The sequence below is a fragment of the Pedobacter cryoconitis genome (genome assembly GCF_014207135.1).
GTDB classification, from domain to species: Bacteria; Bacteroidota; Bacteroidia; order Sphingobacteriales; family Sphingobacteriaceae; genus Pedobacter; species Pedobacter cryoconitis_D.
This window is the reverse complement of the sequence record NZ_JACHCC010000004.1, coordinates 240,524-258,032: the sequence shown is the minus strand read 5'-3', so window position 1 is coordinate 258,032 and position 17,509 is coordinate 240,524. Positions and strand designations below refer to the sequence as shown.

Annotated in this window: 11 protein-coding genes; 2 read left to right on the top strand and 9 right to left on the bottom strand. The window is 39.4% G+C overall.

The window, feature by feature from the left end; translation table 11 throughout:
- Positions 1–14: 14 nt before the first annotated feature.
- From HDF25_RS08760 to HDF25_RS08735, 6 genes are all read right to left on the bottom strand, one after another.
- Positions 15–3,248, bottom strand: coding sequence for a SusC/RagA family TonB-linked outer membrane protein (locus HDF25_RS08760; protein WP_184624367.1), 3,234 nt, complete (start codon positions 3,246–3,248; stop codon positions 15–17).
- A 421-nt stretch (positions 3,249–3,669) separates the two neighbouring features.
- The gene (locus tag HDF25_RS08755) at positions 3,670–4,188 is read right to left on the bottom strand and encodes a lipid-binding protein (RefSeq protein WP_184624366.1); all 519 of its coding nucleotides are present in this window, start codon (positions 4,186–4,188) and stop codon (positions 3,670–3,672) included.
- Between the two features lie 14 nt (positions 4,189–4,202).
- On the bottom strand, positions 4,203–4,862 hold the full coding sequence (locus tag HDF25_RS08750; protein ID WP_184624365.1) for a DUF5011 domain-containing protein: 660 nt from the start codon (positions 4,860–4,862) through the stop codon (positions 4,203–4,205).
- A gap of 21 nt (positions 4,863–4,883) precedes the next feature.
- Positions 4,884–6,374 (bottom strand): SusD/RagB family nutrient-binding outer membrane lipoprotein, encoded by a 1,491-nt coding sequence (locus HDF25_RS08745; protein ID WP_184624364.1) that lies wholly within the window; start codon positions 6,372–6,374, stop codon positions 4,884–4,886.
- Positions 6,375–6,385: 11 nt separating this feature from the next.
- Entirely contained in the window at positions 6,386–9,568 is a 3,183-nt protein-coding gene (locus tag HDF25_RS08740) for a SusC/RagA family TonB-linked outer membrane protein (RefSeq protein ID WP_184624363.1), read from the bottom strand.
- Positions 9,569–9,849: 281 nt separating this feature from the next.
- A complete protein-coding gene (locus HDF25_RS08735) occupies positions 9,850–12,333 on the bottom strand; it encodes a M14 metallopeptidase family protein (protein WP_184624362.1) in 2,484 nt (827 codons plus the stop codon).
- Positions 12,334–12,470: 137 nt separating this feature from the next.
- Between HDF25_RS08735 and HDF25_RS08730 the strand changes: the two genes are divergently transcribed.
- Positions 12,471–13,772, top strand: coding sequence for a UDP-N-acetylmuramoyl-tripeptide--D-alanyl-D-alanine ligase (locus tag HDF25_RS08730; protein WP_184624361.1), 1,302 nt, complete (start codon positions 12,471–12,473; stop codon positions 13,770–13,772).
- A 246-nt stretch (positions 13,773–14,018) separates the two neighbouring features.
- Here HDF25_RS08730 and HDF25_RS08725 read toward each other — a convergent pair whose 3' ends face one another.
- Genes HDF25_RS08725 through HDF25_RS08715 form a run of 3 tightly spaced genes read right to left on the bottom strand, consistent with a single transcriptional unit; the run spans position 14,019 to position 17,045 of the window.
- Positions 14,019–14,501 carry a gliding motility lipoprotein GldH gene (locus HDF25_RS08725; protein ID WP_184624360.1) on the bottom strand — a complete coding sequence of 161 codons (483 nt, stop codon included), beginning with the start codon at positions 14,499–14,501 and terminating at the stop codon, positions 14,019–14,021.
- Positions 14,488–15,894 (bottom strand): stage 0 sporulation family protein, encoded by a 1,407-nt coding sequence (gene ricT, locus HDF25_RS08720; RefSeq protein ID WP_184624359.1) that lies wholly within the window; start codon positions 15,892–15,894, stop codon positions 14,488–14,490. Before ricT ends, HDF25_RS08725 begins: the two co-directional genes overlap by 14 nt.
- Before the next feature lie 2 nt (positions 15,895–15,896).
- Positions 15,897–17,045, bottom strand: coding sequence for an ATP-binding protein (locus tag HDF25_RS08715; RefSeq protein ID WP_184624358.1), 1,149 nt, complete (start codon positions 17,043–17,045; stop codon positions 15,897–15,899).
- 39 nt (positions 17,046–17,084) lie between these two features.
- On the opposite strand from HDF25_RS08715, the gene ruvX reads away from it, so the two are divergent.
- Positions 17,085–17,501 (top strand): Holliday junction resolvase RuvX, encoded by a 417-nt coding sequence (ruvX, locus tag HDF25_RS08710; protein ID WP_184624357.1) that lies wholly within the window; start codon positions 17,085–17,087, stop codon positions 17,499–17,501.
- The last annotated feature ends 8 nt before the right edge of the window (positions 17,502–17,509 follow it).

The window sequence follows — 17,509 nt, the reverse complement described above, 5'->3', positions numbered from 1 at the left end:
CTATAATACTTTTATTAGAATGTAACTTTTAGATTAACACCGTAGTTACGTACTGATGGCTGTGCTGTAAAGTCAAAACCTTGTACGTTACCTGCTCCGGCAGAGTTAACCTCTGGATCGGCATATTTATTAGACGATGGAGTCCAGATAAATAAGTTGTTTCCATAAAGACCGATTGATAACGCTCCGAATGGAGTACGTCTTAACTGATCTTTAGTAAATGCATAGTTAAGACTTGCTGTACGCAACTTAATGTAAGAAGCATCAACTATGTTAGTTCCAGGATTTGGACTTCCGTTCCAGTAATCTTGTTTGTTGTAAGTTGTTGTATTTGGAACACTGTTACCATTGGCATCCAGAACTACTGAATTAGGCCAGATCTGATTGAACCTGTCACCACCAGTTTCAGCAGAAGCTCCTACGAAACCTAAAGTACCTTTAGTTCTTGAGTAGAATACACCACCTTGTTTAGTATCAAATAAAACTCCTAAAGTCAATTGCTTGTAACGGAAAGTAGTTCCGAATGAAGCCTGATATTTTGGATTATAACTTCCTAAATACTGTGGTTTACTTGTTGGAAGAGGCATACCTGTTTTTGGATCTACAATAGTTCTGCCTTGTGCATCTTTTGCATCTGTTATAGCATAAAACTCACCATAAGGTCTTCCTTTAGCTGCCACAATTGATGCACCTACAGGTCCGCCTAAACTGATCTGCTCGATACCTGGCATAAGGTCTACAACTAAGTTTGTGTTTTTAGTGTAAGTTCCGGTAAGCTCCCAGGTAATATCTGTAGTTTTCAAAACAGTACCTCTTAAGCTTAGCTCGATCCCTTTATTTTGGATTTCACCAGCATTGATCAACTGGAAACTATAACCCGTTGAATTAGGAACAGGGATACTTATAATTTGATTTGTAGATTTGTTTTTGTAATAACTAACATCAGCAGAAAGTCTTCCACCGAAGAAACCCAGTTCTGTTCCGATTTCGAAAGAAGCTGTTTTTTCTGGCTTAAGATTAAAGTTTCCGATAGTTGTGTTAGCCATTAATCCTGGAACACCAGCTAAAGGAAAGATCGTACTACCAAAGTTTCCATTGATCTGACCTCTTGCAAAAGTAGTAGCTAACTGATAAGGATCAGTATCGTTACCTACCTGAGCCCAGCTAGATCTGATTTTACCATAACTTAACCAATCAGCTATTGAAGAGTTTTTCAACAATTCAGAGAACACGAATGAACCACTTACACTTGGATAAAAGAATGAGTTATTCTGAACAGGTAAAGTTGAAGACCAGTCATTTCTCGCAGTAGCTTCAACAAACAGGAAGTTTTTATAAGATAAGTTTAAATCTGCATACAGACCAACTAATCTTCTTCTGCTCATATTATCCTGAACAACATTCAAAGGACCATTACTATTCGCAAGATTGTACCATCCTGGTGCAACTAAACCACCTGATGTATTGGTAGAAATCTGAGTTGAAGTAGCAGATCTTTGACGAACGTTATTACCCAACATGAATGATCCTTCAAAATCTTCATTGAATTTATGACGAGCAGTAACCATTAAATCGTGTACCAGTTCGGTAACGTTAAACTGATCGATTTCATAACCACCATTACTTGAAACTCTGTTTGAAGTAGTATATGGAGCATTGTTAACACTTGCAGGAACATAGTTAAACTTTGGAGCCTGACTTCTGCGTCTGTCAGAATAGGTATCAATACCAACTCTTTCAGTTACATCAAGCCATGAAAGCGGCTTATAGGCAAGGTTAAAGTTTCCTGTTACACGGCTAACATCATCAAAGTTATCATAGTTCTGAAGTACCCAGTATGGATTTTGAGTATAAGCTCCGTAATAACCATATGTATTTGGCTGAACTACACCATTAGCGTCTGTATAACCGTAACCGTTGTATTTATTATTTAAGTCTTTTAACCCAACGATATTGATATCTCTCGGCGTTTGAAGAACATTGTTAAATACGGATGAAGAACCTTGTCCACCAGCAACCTGGTTACTTCCGATTTTATTGTAGTTAAAATTGATACCAGCAGTGAATTTTTTGCTCAATTCTGCTGTACCGTTAAATCTTACACCATATTTGTTGAACACATCTTTATCACCTGGAAAAACACCATTAGAGTTCAAAGAGTTCAGGCCTAAGTAAAATGTTGTTTTATCACCACCACCTGCAAAGCTAATGTTGTTATCAGAAGCAAATCCAGTTGAGAAAAAGTCACGAACATTGTTTTTTACTGCTGAATAAGGTTTTTGCTGACGAACACCGTCAATCATTTGTCCCCATGGCTGTACTACACCAGTAAAAGGGGCACCCCAGCTACCGTTTTCTCTAAAATCACCGTTATAAACAGGAGTTCCATCCGGATTTTGTTTAGTATAGTAACCTTGTCCGTATTCATTCTGGAAATCTGGTAACTTTAAAACTGATGAAAATGTATTTGAAGTGTTAAATGTGATTGCTGTCTTCGCGTTTTTAGAACCACCTTTAGTGGTAATAATCAAGGCTCCGTTAGAAGCACGTGATCCGTAAAGTGCAGCCGCAGCCGGGCCTTTCAATACTGTAACTGAAGCGATATCATCAGGAGCAATATCATTTCCTCTGTTACCAAAGTCAACACTGTTTAAGCTGGATGAACCACCAGTGATACTTGAGTTATCTACCGGAACACCATCAACAACGATCAGAGCCTGGTTAGATCCTGAGATTGAAGATCCTCCACGAAGTACAACTCTCGATGAACTACCTGGTGTATTAGAAGATGTTGAAATGTTCACACCTGCTACTTTACCTACTAAAGAGTTGATTGCACTAGGGTTACCACCCTCTGTCAATTCAGAGTTTTTAATAGTTGGTGCAGAATATCCTAATGTTCTTTTTTCTCTTTTAATTGCGTTCGCAGTTACAACTACCTCTCCAAGAGCCTTAGAGTCTGCTAATAAACTAACGTTAATGATAGTCCCTTTAATCGCAACTGATTGCGAAACGTAGCCAATTGAGCTGAATTCTATTGCTGTTGCTCCAGAAGCTACCTTAATTGCATACTTACCATCGATTCCAGTTTGAGCACCGCCCTGTGCTCCTTTGATTTTTACGCTGACACCAGGAAGAGGTTGCCCATCATCCTTTCCGGTAACAGTACCAGTTATCGTTCTATCTTGCGCAGATGCAGTCCCTGCAACGCACAAAAATATGAACAAACTTAGTATAAGTCGTTTCATAAATTAAATTGTCTAGGTTATAAATAATAGTTAATTGGCGGCTAATTTAATACTAAATATCATCATTTTGAGCATTTTAGCTCAAATTTCGATGTTGGAACATAAAAAATAAAGCAAACTAACTCTTTAGCAACACCTTACGCCAAAAACAAACTGTTCTGCATTATCTTTCTTATCAATTATTCAATTTCACTCAAGAAAAGGCCTTATTTATGCTTAATCATGCTAATATCAACGTCGGTTAAACTAAAAAGCTCTGTGCAACCCAAAATCACACAGAGCTTTAACATTTGTTAACATTTATTTTATGTTATTATCATTTTTCAGTGAAAAATCAACGATAAATGATGCGCCTTAAACTAAAAAATCCCCGTATGATCTGAGAATCACACGGGGATTTAATATGAGTTAAATTTAATGCCTAGTGGTCATCACCGACAAATCTTGTCCTTGCATAACCAGTAAATCTATAAATAACCGGAGTGACATCAGAAGCAAGGGTAACATCATAAGAAATTGCATCTGTAACAGCTTTAGAGGATGGACCAACTGCTCCATTTGGAATGATCTTACCATTAGCTACACTCACTGTACCCGGTGCAGGAATATTTCCAGAGACATCAGCTGCATTTGTAACAGAGAAGGTCAGGCTGGATTGAACAACATTAACTTTAATTTTCTCTCCATTGTAACCTTTAGCGTCACTATCATCAAACCACATCATAGTTGATGAATTATCAGAGGTATTATAAGTAGATAACTTATAATAATGTTTATCCGTATTATCAATAACAGCACCTGTCGTTGGATTAACAGTCTGGACCTGAACCCACCATTCATTCGCCATATTCTGTACTGCCGTCCCTCCTGGCCCCGCATCTTTTTTACAAGATGAGAGCGCAAACACACATAGTGTCAATATATATAAGTATTTTTTCATCTTAAATAGTTTAATTATTGTTTAACAAAAGAACGAAGCGACCCACCATAACCAGGATTAATAATTACCCATGAATAACTTGATGTTGCAATGTTATAAGTTTCATTTGCCGACGCAGTTGACGTCCCATCACTCGCGTTTTGCTGAGGGATGTTTATAGTTGATCCAGTTTGATTGAATGCAATTACACTCAATGTTGCACCCGCTGCCCCGCCTGGGTTCAAAACTGAATAAACACCAGGAGCAAGCTTTGTCCATACCGCCGACGCTTTGGTAGCTGCTCTCAGATAGGAACCTGAAAAATCATTGGCTACTGCGTCCGGCTTAGTATCATAAATAGCTACTGTTCTCGCTATAGAAGCAGGAAAACCATCCCTATTGGTTGCTGTATAGGTTATGGTATAAACACCCGCAACATTCACATTCACTGAACCCGTAACTACAGGAGTCAATGGATTTGTTCCTTCCAGAGCCGTCGCCCCCGGATCCGTAAATGCCGCACCTATAGGTTGTACTATTACCCTAGTTCCTTTGAGTGTCAAAATAGGATATTGTGTTACTTTTGAAATTCCGACTGTCCCCGCAGGATAATTAAATGAAGGCTCCTTTCTACAAGAGCTGAATGTCAGACCCAGGATACCCAGGCCGAGAATTGCTATATATTTTTTCATCATTTTCTTTAAAATTAAAACTGATTATTTACCCCACCAAACTTTAGTTGTGATCGGAACTGGTGCCGGAGCATTTATATTCCTGTCTGTTGAAACAGCCGGGAATACCAGTCGTCTTGGAAACTGTTTTCCAGGAGTTACCCCATTTATGGCATACACCAGCTTACCTGGTACATAATTCGGGTCTGTAGAATAAACAGGACTAACACTTGGATATCCCGTACGTTGTTGCTCAAAGAATGCTTCTAAGTCATGTGTTCCAGGAAACGAAGCCCATTTCTGCGTAACAATAGCCTCTATTTTATTTTCCAACGTTCCTCCAACAGGATAAGCATAAGTAGTCCACAGCGGATCAGTACTACCTGCCGTTAAGACGTAACCTGCTTGTGCAAATGCCGCAATTAAACCTGCATTATAAGCTGCCTGTGCGCCAGTACCACCAAAGTAACGCTCCAAAGCTTCAGCCTGCATAAAATAAGACTCTGCTGCTGTGAAAAACCAAACCGGATCTTTAGCTGTTTGCGCAAACACTGTTGCGTTTGCATAAGTTGGCTGATCAGTTGCAGAAGCAGAGTAATCTCCCTGATTCATAGGAACAGGATTAGCTGTACCAAAATAATTAACCACCCTTGGATCATTATTTCCCGTTAACCAACTTGTAAAAGTTTTACTTGCTTTTAAATTAGTTTGTACATTTAAACGTCTGATATTATATTCATAAAAAGGATTACTGTTATTCGCGGTACCATCCCAGGTAGCGATCCCAGCATTTATAGTTAAAAACTTAGCTCCGGATTGGTACAGTTTAGCAATCCCTGCCTGCGCGGCTGACGGATTTGCATTTACCATACGCAGGTACATCTTTAATTTCAGCGTATTGGCAAATTGAGTCCAAAGCCCCATATCCCCTTTAAAAATAAAATCAGTTGCCTGCTGGGTAGCAGTTAAACTACCAGACGTATAATCTTTAGCTAGGGCTGCGTCTATTTCCGCAATTAAGCCTGTATAAATTTTGTCCCCATCATCAAATTTTGGCTGCAGATTAGCCAAACCCTGAAAAGCTTCGGTGTAGGGAACTTTATCATACAAATCAACCAATACCTCATAAGTATAAGCTTTCATCGCTGTACACATCAGATTATACTTCCAGTCATTACGCGCCTGCGCTTTTGATAAAGCCAGCTGATAATCCATCAAAGCTCCAGAGAACAATTCCTGATAATCTCCATTTAGATCATTTTTCGTCAAATTATAGGAGTCAATGTTCTTATATTGATTCGAGGAATTCGCCTGTGTGAAATATTGAGACCACATTCCACCAAGAATAGTTAATTCACCTCCAACTCTACCGGCAGTAGACATTACTGCAGAAGGGAACAAAACCTCAGGTGTAGCCTTCTCAATCAGGGGATTATTTGGGTCTGTATTAACATCCAGCGTTTTTTTACATCCGAATGAAAGCAGCAGAACTGCTGAAAGTATCAGCGTATTATATTTTAAATTAGTCTTTTTCATCTTTCAGTTTTTTAGAATGTAACCTTTAATGTAGCTCCGAAGAACCTTACAGGAGGAGCTGTTCTGAACTCACCAAACTCACTTGCTAAATCAGTACCAAAGTTGGAAACCTCCGGGTCAATCGTCTTGTTTGAAGCCGGCAACCAAGTGATGAGGTTTCTTCCAAATACTGACACGGTAACATGTTGAGCAAGGATCTTATTAGCTACAGATTTTGGTAAGGAGTAACTCAAAGTAGCCTCTCTCAGTTTCAGGAATGATTTACTTAAAATCCTGTCTTGATAAGCTAATGCCCTATTGGTTGTTGGATAGTAATAATCCTGTATTTTAGCCTCTGGAATTTGTGTTGAGTTTTCAACATAAGTTACTGCCCCATTTGCACCTGTCACCTGTTGAACGGAATTAGGTACGACAAATGGTCTACGGTCATTGTATAATGTTTTCGGGTCAGAGCCTACAAAGAGTAAATCATCAGCCGTTCCAGAATAAAATACCCCACCTTTTTGCCAGTCCAGTGTAAATCCAAGAGTCCAGTTTTTGTAGGTGAATGTATTACTCAATCCCATACTGAAATCGCGTTGCATATTTCCATAAGTACCATTTGTTGCTGACTGAACAGGAAAACCATTGCCATCCACAATAATATGTCCCTGTGGATCATAAGAAGCCACCGGTGCCTGAATAACCCCTAATGGCTGCCCTACAATCGCCACAAACTGAGCGTCATAAGCCGAATTCAGGACTACCTTATCTAATCCTGCTGGCAACGAAAGAACTTTGTTTCTGTCCCTGGCGAAAGTATAGTTCAAGTTCCATTGGAAGTCTTTTGACAGGATTGGTTTTATATTCAAAGCAATCTCAATTCCTTTGTTTTGTACTTTACCAAAATTCTGCAAAGTAAAGTTATATCCTGAAGCAGGATCAGCAGGTACTGGTAAGATCTGATCTTTTCTGATTTTATTATAGTAAGTCGCATCCAGACTAATTCTGTCTTTTAAGAATCTGATCTCACCTCCAAATTCAGTTTCACTAACCTTTTCAGGTTTCAGATTTGGATTGTTCAATATTTTTGAGACAGTAAATCCTGGTACACCAGCCACCGGGAAAGTAATGTTTCCAAAACCAAGAGGTATATTTGTTGCATTTAAGACGTCATTGATCCTGTATGGATTTGTATCACTACCTGTTTGTCCATAACTGGCTCTTAATTTCAAAAAGCTGATCGGCGTATTACTCAGATCAAATGCTTCTGAGGCCAGATACGCTAAACTTGCGCCAGGATAGATGTAACTATTTTTACCTGGTGCCAGGGTTGAGGTCCAGTCATTTCTTGCAGTTACAGTTAAGTACAGATACTTATTGTATCCTAAAGTTGCCTGACCATAAAGACCGAACAATCTCCTGTGGGTTTCTACTTCAAAACTAGTAGGCTTATTAGAACTGTTACTGATGTCAAAGAAACCAGGGATAGCCAGGCCTTCAATTCCTGTACTTAGATCTCTTACTCCTCTGTCATTATAGTTCACTCCGATTAATCCATCCAAATCAAATTTAGAATTTAGCTGTTTATTGAAAATAGCATTTAACTTGGTATCGTATTCATAACTTTTATAAGATTGTTCAATTACGTTACCAACGTCAGGAGCTCTTACAGCACCTTCAATATTTCCTCCCGCATTATAACTACCAAGCGATGGGGCATTTATATTATGCCAGATCTTCACCTGTGAATTACTGATATCTGCGCCTTGCTGTAATTGAATATTCAGCCAGTCAGCAACTTTATAATTCATATTTACGTTACCATAAACACGATCAGCTACGTTTCTACTCCCATTTTGGTAAATCGAATAATATGGGTTTTCAGCGTATGGCGTAAAGTAGTTATCAACGTTGAAAAATTTATTTTGATAATCTCTCAGGTCCTTGATCGGGATATCATTAGGAATTTGCAAAATATCTGAATAAAAAGATGAACCTACACCCGAAGCCCCATCACCAGTGGTAACAAACCTTTGAGTTTTAGCCACGTAGTTAATTGACCCGTCAATACTGAAATTCTTATATTTCGTAGATCCCTTTAAAGAGACGTTATTTCTTTTATAAGAGTCGGCATTTGTTGGCAAATACCCATCACTATTAATATTACCATAAGCGAAGTAAAAAGTAGAGACGTCATTTCCACCGCTAAATGCAATGTTATTGTTTAACTCCAAACCATTAGTTAAAGCGTCACGCACATTGTTTTTGATAAATGAAAAAGGTTTTAACAACTGCGAGTTATCTACAACAGCGCCCCAGACTCTCATTTGTCCATCATATTTCGGACCCCAGTTTCCATTTTCTGAAGGAATAAATGATCCGTTCCAGCCTTGTCCAAATGTACTTTGTGGTGTAAAAAGTGTGGCTACCTGAGTAATTGTTGCTGCCGATGAGAAGTCTATTTTAAAACCACCAGCTTTACCAGTTTTAGTAGTAATTAAGATTACACCATTCGATCCTCTGGATCCGTATAATGCTGAAGCCGCAGATCCTTTTAATACACTCATGCTCTCAATATTGTTTGGATCAATATCATTTGCATTATTTCCAAAGTCATAATTATCTGTGGAAGCTGATGAAGAGTTATCCAGAGGAACACCATCAATAACATATAAAGGTTGATTACTTCCGGTAATTGAAGAATAACCTCTCAGAATAATTTTAGTAGATCCACCTGGCGAACCCGAAGTATTAGAGATTGTAGCTCCTGCAATTTTACCTTGCAGACCACCCGCTAAACTTACAGCTGCCGATTTGTTGATCTCTTCAGACTTCACTGTAGTCTCTGCATAACCGATTGTCTTCTTCGCTTTATTAATACCAAGAGCGGTAACCACAACTTCTCCAAGAGATTGTGAATCCTGGGCTAATAAAACGTTAAAAACACTACCTGATGTAATTAAGACTGTCTGTCTGGTATAACCAATAGAAGAAAATTCTAAAGCTGTAGTTCCAGAAGGGACTTTAATGGAATATCTACCGTCAGATCCGGTTGCAGCCCCATTGGCTGTGCCTTTTACCTTCACTGATACGCCAGGGATAGGAAGGCCGTCATCTTTCCCCTTCACAGTACCAGTTACTATTCGATCCTGTGCAATTGCTGCTCCCGCAACAACCAGAAACACGAATAAACTTAGTATAAGTTTTTTCATAAAAAATAAGAATTTAGGTTAGTTAATAATTGATAACCTAAATATAGATCAATGGAGAGATCGTTTTGTTAGGGCACTAAAAAGATTAAGCAATATGACAATAAGATGACTTTTGTTATATAGGACCTAATTATTAAGATGTTATCGCCAAAGAATAAAATCATAAAAATTTTGCATGTTACCCATATTAACGCGCAAATATTCTGTAAATCAGCAGATAATATAGGTTTTATAACGACAACGCCAAAAAATGACACGTATTACATTTAGAATTGATATAATTAAAAAACAAGAAAAATCGTGTTCACAAAAAGTTGCTTCCCACTTTCCCAAAATGAGCGGAATAACAAATCACCTGAAAGATATACGATATTTCCTTTACCGACGGGCTGCACACCAAAGAGCAATCCCTGATCAAGTTTTGCCTGTACATTCTTTCCCGCGATCCCCGTCACGTAAGCGTTTGGCTTAAGAACTCCGACATTCCAGCCTTTTTGCAACGGCTCATAAACCTTATCATCTGTCTTCAAAGTATAATAGAACTCTCCCAGACCTATTGCAAATGGATGGCTTTTATCCAGTGTCACTTTATAAATAGCTCCGGGAATAGCGTCTGCCAGGTTCTCTTTATCTTTATCTGTATAACTACGCGAAAAATTCTCTTTCCCGGCATCAGCAGGCAGCTCTTTCCTTTTAATATCAAATGGCTTTATACCCGCAACACTCGAAATTGCATCCTCCATCAAAATAACTTTCCCTCCAAGATTAATCCAATCTTCTAACCTTTCCAAATTTCTACGCATATAGGCTCCATCTGGCAGAATCAGCACGTTAATCGTTGCAAGGTCAATCTGTCCCAAACTCTGCTCGTTTATAATGTTCAATGGATAATTTAATTCCTGTTCAAAAAAATGCCAGATCTCACCAGCGCTCTGCGAGGAAATATCATTCCCTGTCACCATAGCCACTTTCGGCAGAGGCAACGGAGGATAAACTGAAGAACCGAAATCCTTTCCCTTTTCGACATAACTGCTGGCAATCGGCACAAAATATTTCCCTGATTTTTTCGAAATCTCATTAATCTGTGCTTCTGCAAATTTATTGAGCTTCTCATTCTCCGCTCTGTAGATTAATAATGATCCTGCCGGACGGATTTTCCCTCCAACTGTAAATGCCTGCTCGGCAATACGGACCTTAATATTTGCTTTCTGCAGGGCGATTAAAACCTGCGCGTCTTCGACTCCTTCCCAGGACAAAATCCATCCATATGGTTTACTTATCGTAACTACGCTATCCTTTTTATATTCAATATCAGTATAAGCGCCATTTAATAATTCCTTGACCGCATAGGCGTTCAACCCGTAAGCATAAGGTAATGCCCAGGCTGTAATATCATAGGTATTAGAATCGGTCACAACCGTATGGGGTTCAAAAAGTACATTGGCTAAAACCGATGCTGGCTGTCTGAGGTTAACCACCAGGTCATTTCTTCCCATTCTGAAAAGAACAGTCTTTTTTGTCCCAAAATTAAAACCAGCTAATGTTTTATCCCCACCAAAGCTGTACTTGATCCGATTCTTCTTTAGTAATTCAGACATCTTCTTTAACCTGCTCAGATTATCTGCTTTTACAATATATGTTTTATACATCCCTGGAGGAGCGGACACTGCCTGCAGAAAATATTTTTTAAACTCAGCCACCAGCTTATAAGCATTTTCAGAAACTGTTTCCAGCGTAGCCAATCCCGTCGTCAGGTGATGATTAATTCTGTCTTTAAGTGTAAGCGTATCCCCACTGGAAGTAATGACAGTCAAACCTGCCCCAATTCCTCCCTGCTCGTAGGTCATTCCAATTGCGCCATTATATAGCGGATAAGTATCCCCATAAGAAGGGTACAACAAGTCAAACCGCTCCTTGGTAAAATACTGCCAGCCATTCTGATCAAAATATCTGGCGTTATTCTTTCCGGCTATAATCTGAAATTCCCGTTGAAATGCAGTTATATCCTGATGTAGAGGCTCTGCAGCTGGCGCAAAATAATAAGGCTCGTTATAATTCTGTTCATGAAAATCAATATGTACTTCGGGCATCCACTGATGATACAGAGCAAGGCGCTGCCGGGTCTCAATTTGTGACTGCCAGGCCCAGTCCCTGTTGAGGTCAAAATAATAATGGTTGACCCTACCTCCCGGCCAGGGTTCGGTATGCTCTCTGGAAATCGGATTCGGATCGGGCGAAAGGCCAGCAACAGAATTATAATAATTCACAAACCGTTCTCTTCCATCTGGATTTAAACATGGGTCAATTATAACAACCGTATTCTTTAACCAATCCTTAGCCTGTCTGTTAACCCCATCTGCCAGGTTGTATAGCATTTTCATCGCTGTTTCAGAAGAACTAGCCTCATTTCCATGCACATTGTAACTTAACCATAGAATTGCAGGCTGTTTACTGATATTCACCTTCCCATCAGCCTCACTCAAACCCAGATTATTCTTCCGGATCTGCTCCAGATGTTTCATATTATCCTTTGATGAGACTACAGCGACCAGCAGCTCTCTGTTTTCATAAGTTTTACCATAACTAATCAGCTGAATATTATTATCTGCATCGGCCAGATACCGAAAATAGGCCATGATTTGATAATGAGGGGTAAATCGTGTCCCCAGAGGATAACCTAAAAAAGCATCGGGGGACTTTACCTGCGCCTGTACAGCAAATAAACTCAAGACCAGCCATAAAAATGAGAGGATAATTGTTTTCATCAGGTCAGGTAATTAAAAATAGCCTTAATTAAGCAAATTACTGTAAACAAGTTAATTTAACACCAAAGTACTAAAAGAATATTTTTTGTTTGTAATTCATAATGTAATTTTACCTTCTATTATTTCAACAAGCCCATATGTCTCAAATTCAATCTATTTATCAGCATTATCTGTCGAACCCGGTTATTTGTACTGACACCAGAAATATAAGTCCGGGTTGCCTGTTCTTCGCTTTAAAAGGGGAAAATTTCGACGCTAACACCTTTGCTGAAAATGCTTTGAATCAGGGTGCTGCCTTTGTAATAATTGATAATGAGGCTTATCATATTAATGAATCCTGTATTCTGGTAGAAGATGTATTAACTACATTACAGGAGCTGGCCCGTTATCACCGTACACTCCTAAATATCCCTGTTATTGGCTTGACAGGTAGTAATGGAAAAACAACTACAAAAGAGTTGATTCATGCAGTACTTGCCGAGAAGTACCGGACTTTTGCAACGAAAGGAAACCTGAATAACCATATCGGGGTTCCTTTATCTATATTATCCATTACAAAGGATACTGAGATCGCAGTTATTGAAATGGGCGCCAATCACCAGAAGGAAATCGAATTTCTATGTTCTATCGCACAACCAACCCATGGAATGATCACCAATATCGGGATGGCTCATTTAGACGGTTTTGGTGGATTTGAAGGTGTAAAAAAGGGTAAAGCAGAATTATTCACTTACCTGAAAAATATAAATGGCATTTCCTTTATCAATCGCGACAATCCACATATCGTTGAGATGAGCAAGGTTGCCGGATTAACAAACCTGGTTTATTATGGAACCGAAGGAGAAAACCTGGTCACCGGGCAACTCCTGAAATCAGATCCGTTGATAGAGCTGCGCTGGGAAAATAAAAAGGGAGCTTACCAGGTTAAAGCAAATCTCACCGGAGCCTATAATTTTGAAAATATACTGGCAGCTATAACTATTGCGTCTTTCTTTGATCTTAGCCCGGCACAGATTAATAAGGGGCTTTCTGGTTATTACCCTAACAACAATCGATCTCAGTTAACTAAAACAGAGACCAATACGGTAATATGCGATTTTTATAATGCCAACCCGAGTAGCATGACGGCCGCTTTAAACAATATTTCTATCCTTGAAGCTGAACATAAAGTAGCCATCATAGGTGATATGTTTGAGCTTGGACCAGAAACAGAAAAACAACACCATGAAATTGCTGCACTGGCTGAAAAATCAGGGCTCAATAGTATTTTGTTAATCGGCAAACATTTCTATGCTTTAAAGGATCAACATAAGGGAATATTTTTCCAAACTCCGAAAGATGCCGCCACCTGGCTGGAAAGCCATCCTATAAAAGACAGCCTGGTCCTGTTAAAAGGCTCCAGAGGTATGGCACTGGAACAATTGTTACCCATCTTATAATTACCTCTTTAGGACAAGTTGTAACCAGGTTTAGTTTCTAATCTCTGCTCTAGCGGGTTTGAACTGGGTTTGAAGCGGGGTTGATCCAGGTTTAGGCAGTTCAAACCCACTTCAAACCCGCTTCAAACCCAGTTCAACATAAAACAGAAACCGACCTGAACTATAACTTGGTGTACCCTCGATAGCAATCACAAAAAAATCCAGCTATTCTTATAACTGGATTCCTTTTAAAATAGCAATAAAAAATTATTTCTCTGGTATTCCAGAAACCAAAATGCCAACATCGCTTATCTCCTTTAAAGGATTATCACGCATATTCTGTTCAATTTCCACGGTATATTTCCCTGAAGCCGGAAAATGATAGTTTCCTAACAGCGGTAGTGTATAGGTATATAAGTTTCCTGATCCTGTTCCTAACCATTGTCCGTCTGATTCGGCCAGCTTATATTCGTAACGTCTGGTGACTTTAGCTAACCCCGGTCCACTTAAATTCATCAGAATATAAATGTTGGAATACCTGTAATCAGAGGTATGTCTTAGCTTAAACTTAAGCATAAAAGGTTTTGTATGATCTTTAATGTCCACAATTGCTTTTATACGGTTTACATAACTCCAGTTGCGCTGGGGCATTTCTTCATTAGTGTCAACCAGGTTATTTGTATTACATCCGGTTACTCCTACAGAAAGTATACAGCAACATATGAATACAAAAAGCTTAATTCTCTTCATTTTTTGGCTTATCCGATGGTTTGTTACGTCTGCGGTTATTCCTGCTCCTGTTATTTCTGCTTGCCGAAGGTGCTTTAGCTCCTGTTCCATCTTCAGTTTTAACCGGCTCAGCTGCCTGAGATTTTTTAGGTTCCTGAGGCTTTTTAGGTTCCTGGCTTTTTTTATTTTCAGCAGGTTTCTGATTAGACTGAGGCGCCTTTGGCACAGGCTGTCCCTGTTTTAAACTCCGTTCAGGTCTGTTAGATCCGTTATTTTTATTCCTGTTATTACTTCTTGAATTTTTATTCTTAGGCTTGTCATCCAGACGAGTTAAACTATCCTGACCAACAACATTTTCATAATCAGGTGTTTTCTCCACGATAACGGTTGTTGTCAGCTCAACGGCTTCATCTTTCAGGTTAACAGGTTTCTGTCCCTTTTTATTCATAGCCATGATCTCTTTCACACGGTCTACTTTCAAAGGAATCCAGTCTTCCTGATTTGGATAACTAAACCACATTAACTTCTTAAAGATATCTGTTTTCTGATGACGGGCAGTTCCGATTTCTGTCTGGAGATTTTCTACACGGTCTGGAATGTCTTTTAAAGCATCCAGATAAGTATCCAGCTCATAATTCAGACAGCATTTTAATTTACCACACTGTCCGGCGAGTTTAAGGGTGTTCAGAGAAAGGTTCTGATACCTTGCTGCAGCTGTAGATACTGTTTTAAAGTTAGTCAGCCAGGTAGAACAACACAATTCACGTCCGCATGAACCAATTCCACCTAATCTTCCGGCTTCCTGACGCATTCCGATCTGTCTCATCTCGATCCTTATACGGAATGTTTCAGCCATTTTTTTAATCAGCTCCCTGAAATCAACACGTCCTTCAGCTGTATAAAAGAAAGTCGCCTTGGTTTTATCACCCTGATAATCAACATCACTGATTTTCATAGACAAACGCAGATCAAGTGCCAGTGTACGGGCCTTGTGCATGGTTTCCCATTCCAGATCCTTAGCCAGTTTCCATTTATCTACATCAGCCTCTGTGGCTTTTCTGTAAACTTTACGGGTAACCTGATCCATTGGCGTTTTCCGGCGTTTCATCTGCATTCGCACCAATTCTCCTGTTAAGGAAACATGGCCAATATCATATCCGCCCGTAGATCCCTCTACGGCAATCAGTTCCCCGATCTCCAGATAAATATTATCATTATTCAGATAGAACTCCTTCCTGGCCCCTTTGAATTTAACTTCAATAACCTCGAAAGGTCTATAATTTGTAGGCATATCCAAATTAGACAGCCAATCGTAAACTTCCATTTTCTGACAACCTCCGGTAAGGCATGAGCCATTACTTTTGCAGCCTGAGGGGGCGCAACCGCCACCTGTAGAACAACTTCCACATCCCATAACTAATTGTATATATATTGAGTCCCTTTCGGGAGCGTTTTAAACTTTATTATTTTTACCAACTGTAAAGATACATCTAAAAATAGTATTTTAGGATTAGCATTCCTTTCTATATGGTAATGTGCCTGTTCCAGTTCCGAAATAATTGCAGAGGCCATATTCAGATCCAGCACGTGTTTACTTAGCTTTTGTGCCGTATCCATTGTCCTGGCGGGCAATTTAACCAGACTATCAGCTCCACTCATCAGCAAACTGCACTCTCTTAAAAAACTGATTCCGTATTTTAAAAAATTCTTTTGGTTCTCTCTTCCCCAGCTTGCGGCCTGATCTACAAAGTTAATCAGATCCGGCACACGGTTTCCATATCCCATCCTGAGCCATTCTGCAAAAACTTCTGCATTATCGTTATGAGCTTGTGCAGCCAGCGATTTTGCTTCAATCAGATTACCGTCGGCAAGAAAACTATAGGTCGAGGCCTGTTCTTCTGACAAACTATGGTTAGTCATCAGATAATTTTCTATTGTTTTGGAAGAAAGCTTAGGAATCTTAACAATCTGGGTACGAGACAATAAGGTAGAAAGAATTTGCTCCTGGTTGCTGGCCACTAAGAGGAACAGGGTATTAGCCGGTGGCTCTTCAATAATCTTCAACAATGAGTTCCCTTCTTTTTCCAGGTATTCGGGCAGCCACATGATCAGCACTTTGGTATTTGCTTCAAAAGCCTTGTAGCTTAATTTCTTAATAATATCATGACATTCGGCTATATTAATATTAGCCTGCTTATTTTCTGCACTGAGTTGTGACCTCCAGATATCCAGATCTGTATAAGGATCTGATAACATCATTACTCTCCACTCCTCCAGCACATCAACAGCTATTTTAACATCCTTTGAGGCAAAAAAAGGATAGGAGAAATGCAGGTCAGGATGAATATATCTTTCATACTTCCGGCAGGAAGAACAGGTACCGCAACTATCTGAAGGACTTCGATCTAAACAATTGATATACTGCGCATAAGCGATTGCAAGAGGAAGAGCCCCGCTACCTTCGGCAGAAAGAAATAACTGCGCATGGCTCACCCTGTTCTCTGCAACTGTCTGTATCAGCTGATGCTTAATTTCCTCTTGTCCGACGATGTCTTTAAACTGCATTTGGTGCAAAATAGTAAATTTATAACAATCTTTGCAGCTATGTCCCGTATTATCGCATTTGATTATGGTACCAAACGTATCGGCATTGCCGTTACAGATCCGTTGCAAATTATTGCTACAGGACTGGATACTGTACACCCGAAAGATATTATCGATTATTTGAAAAAATATCTACTGACCGAACAGGTGGAAGCCTTTGTGATCGGGGAACCCAAACAGATGGATGGCTCTCCATCTGATTCTGCACAGCATGTAAAGGGGTTTTCTACTTTACTTAAAAAGAATTTCCCAGCAATTCCACAGCATTGGATTGACGAGCGTTTTACCTCAAAACTGGCCCATCAGACTATCCTTCAAAGCGGACTGAAAAAACATGACCGCCAGAACAAAGAAAGGGTAGACACCATAGCTGCCACAATAATTTTACAATATTTTATGGAAGAACACCGTTTATAGAGCATTAT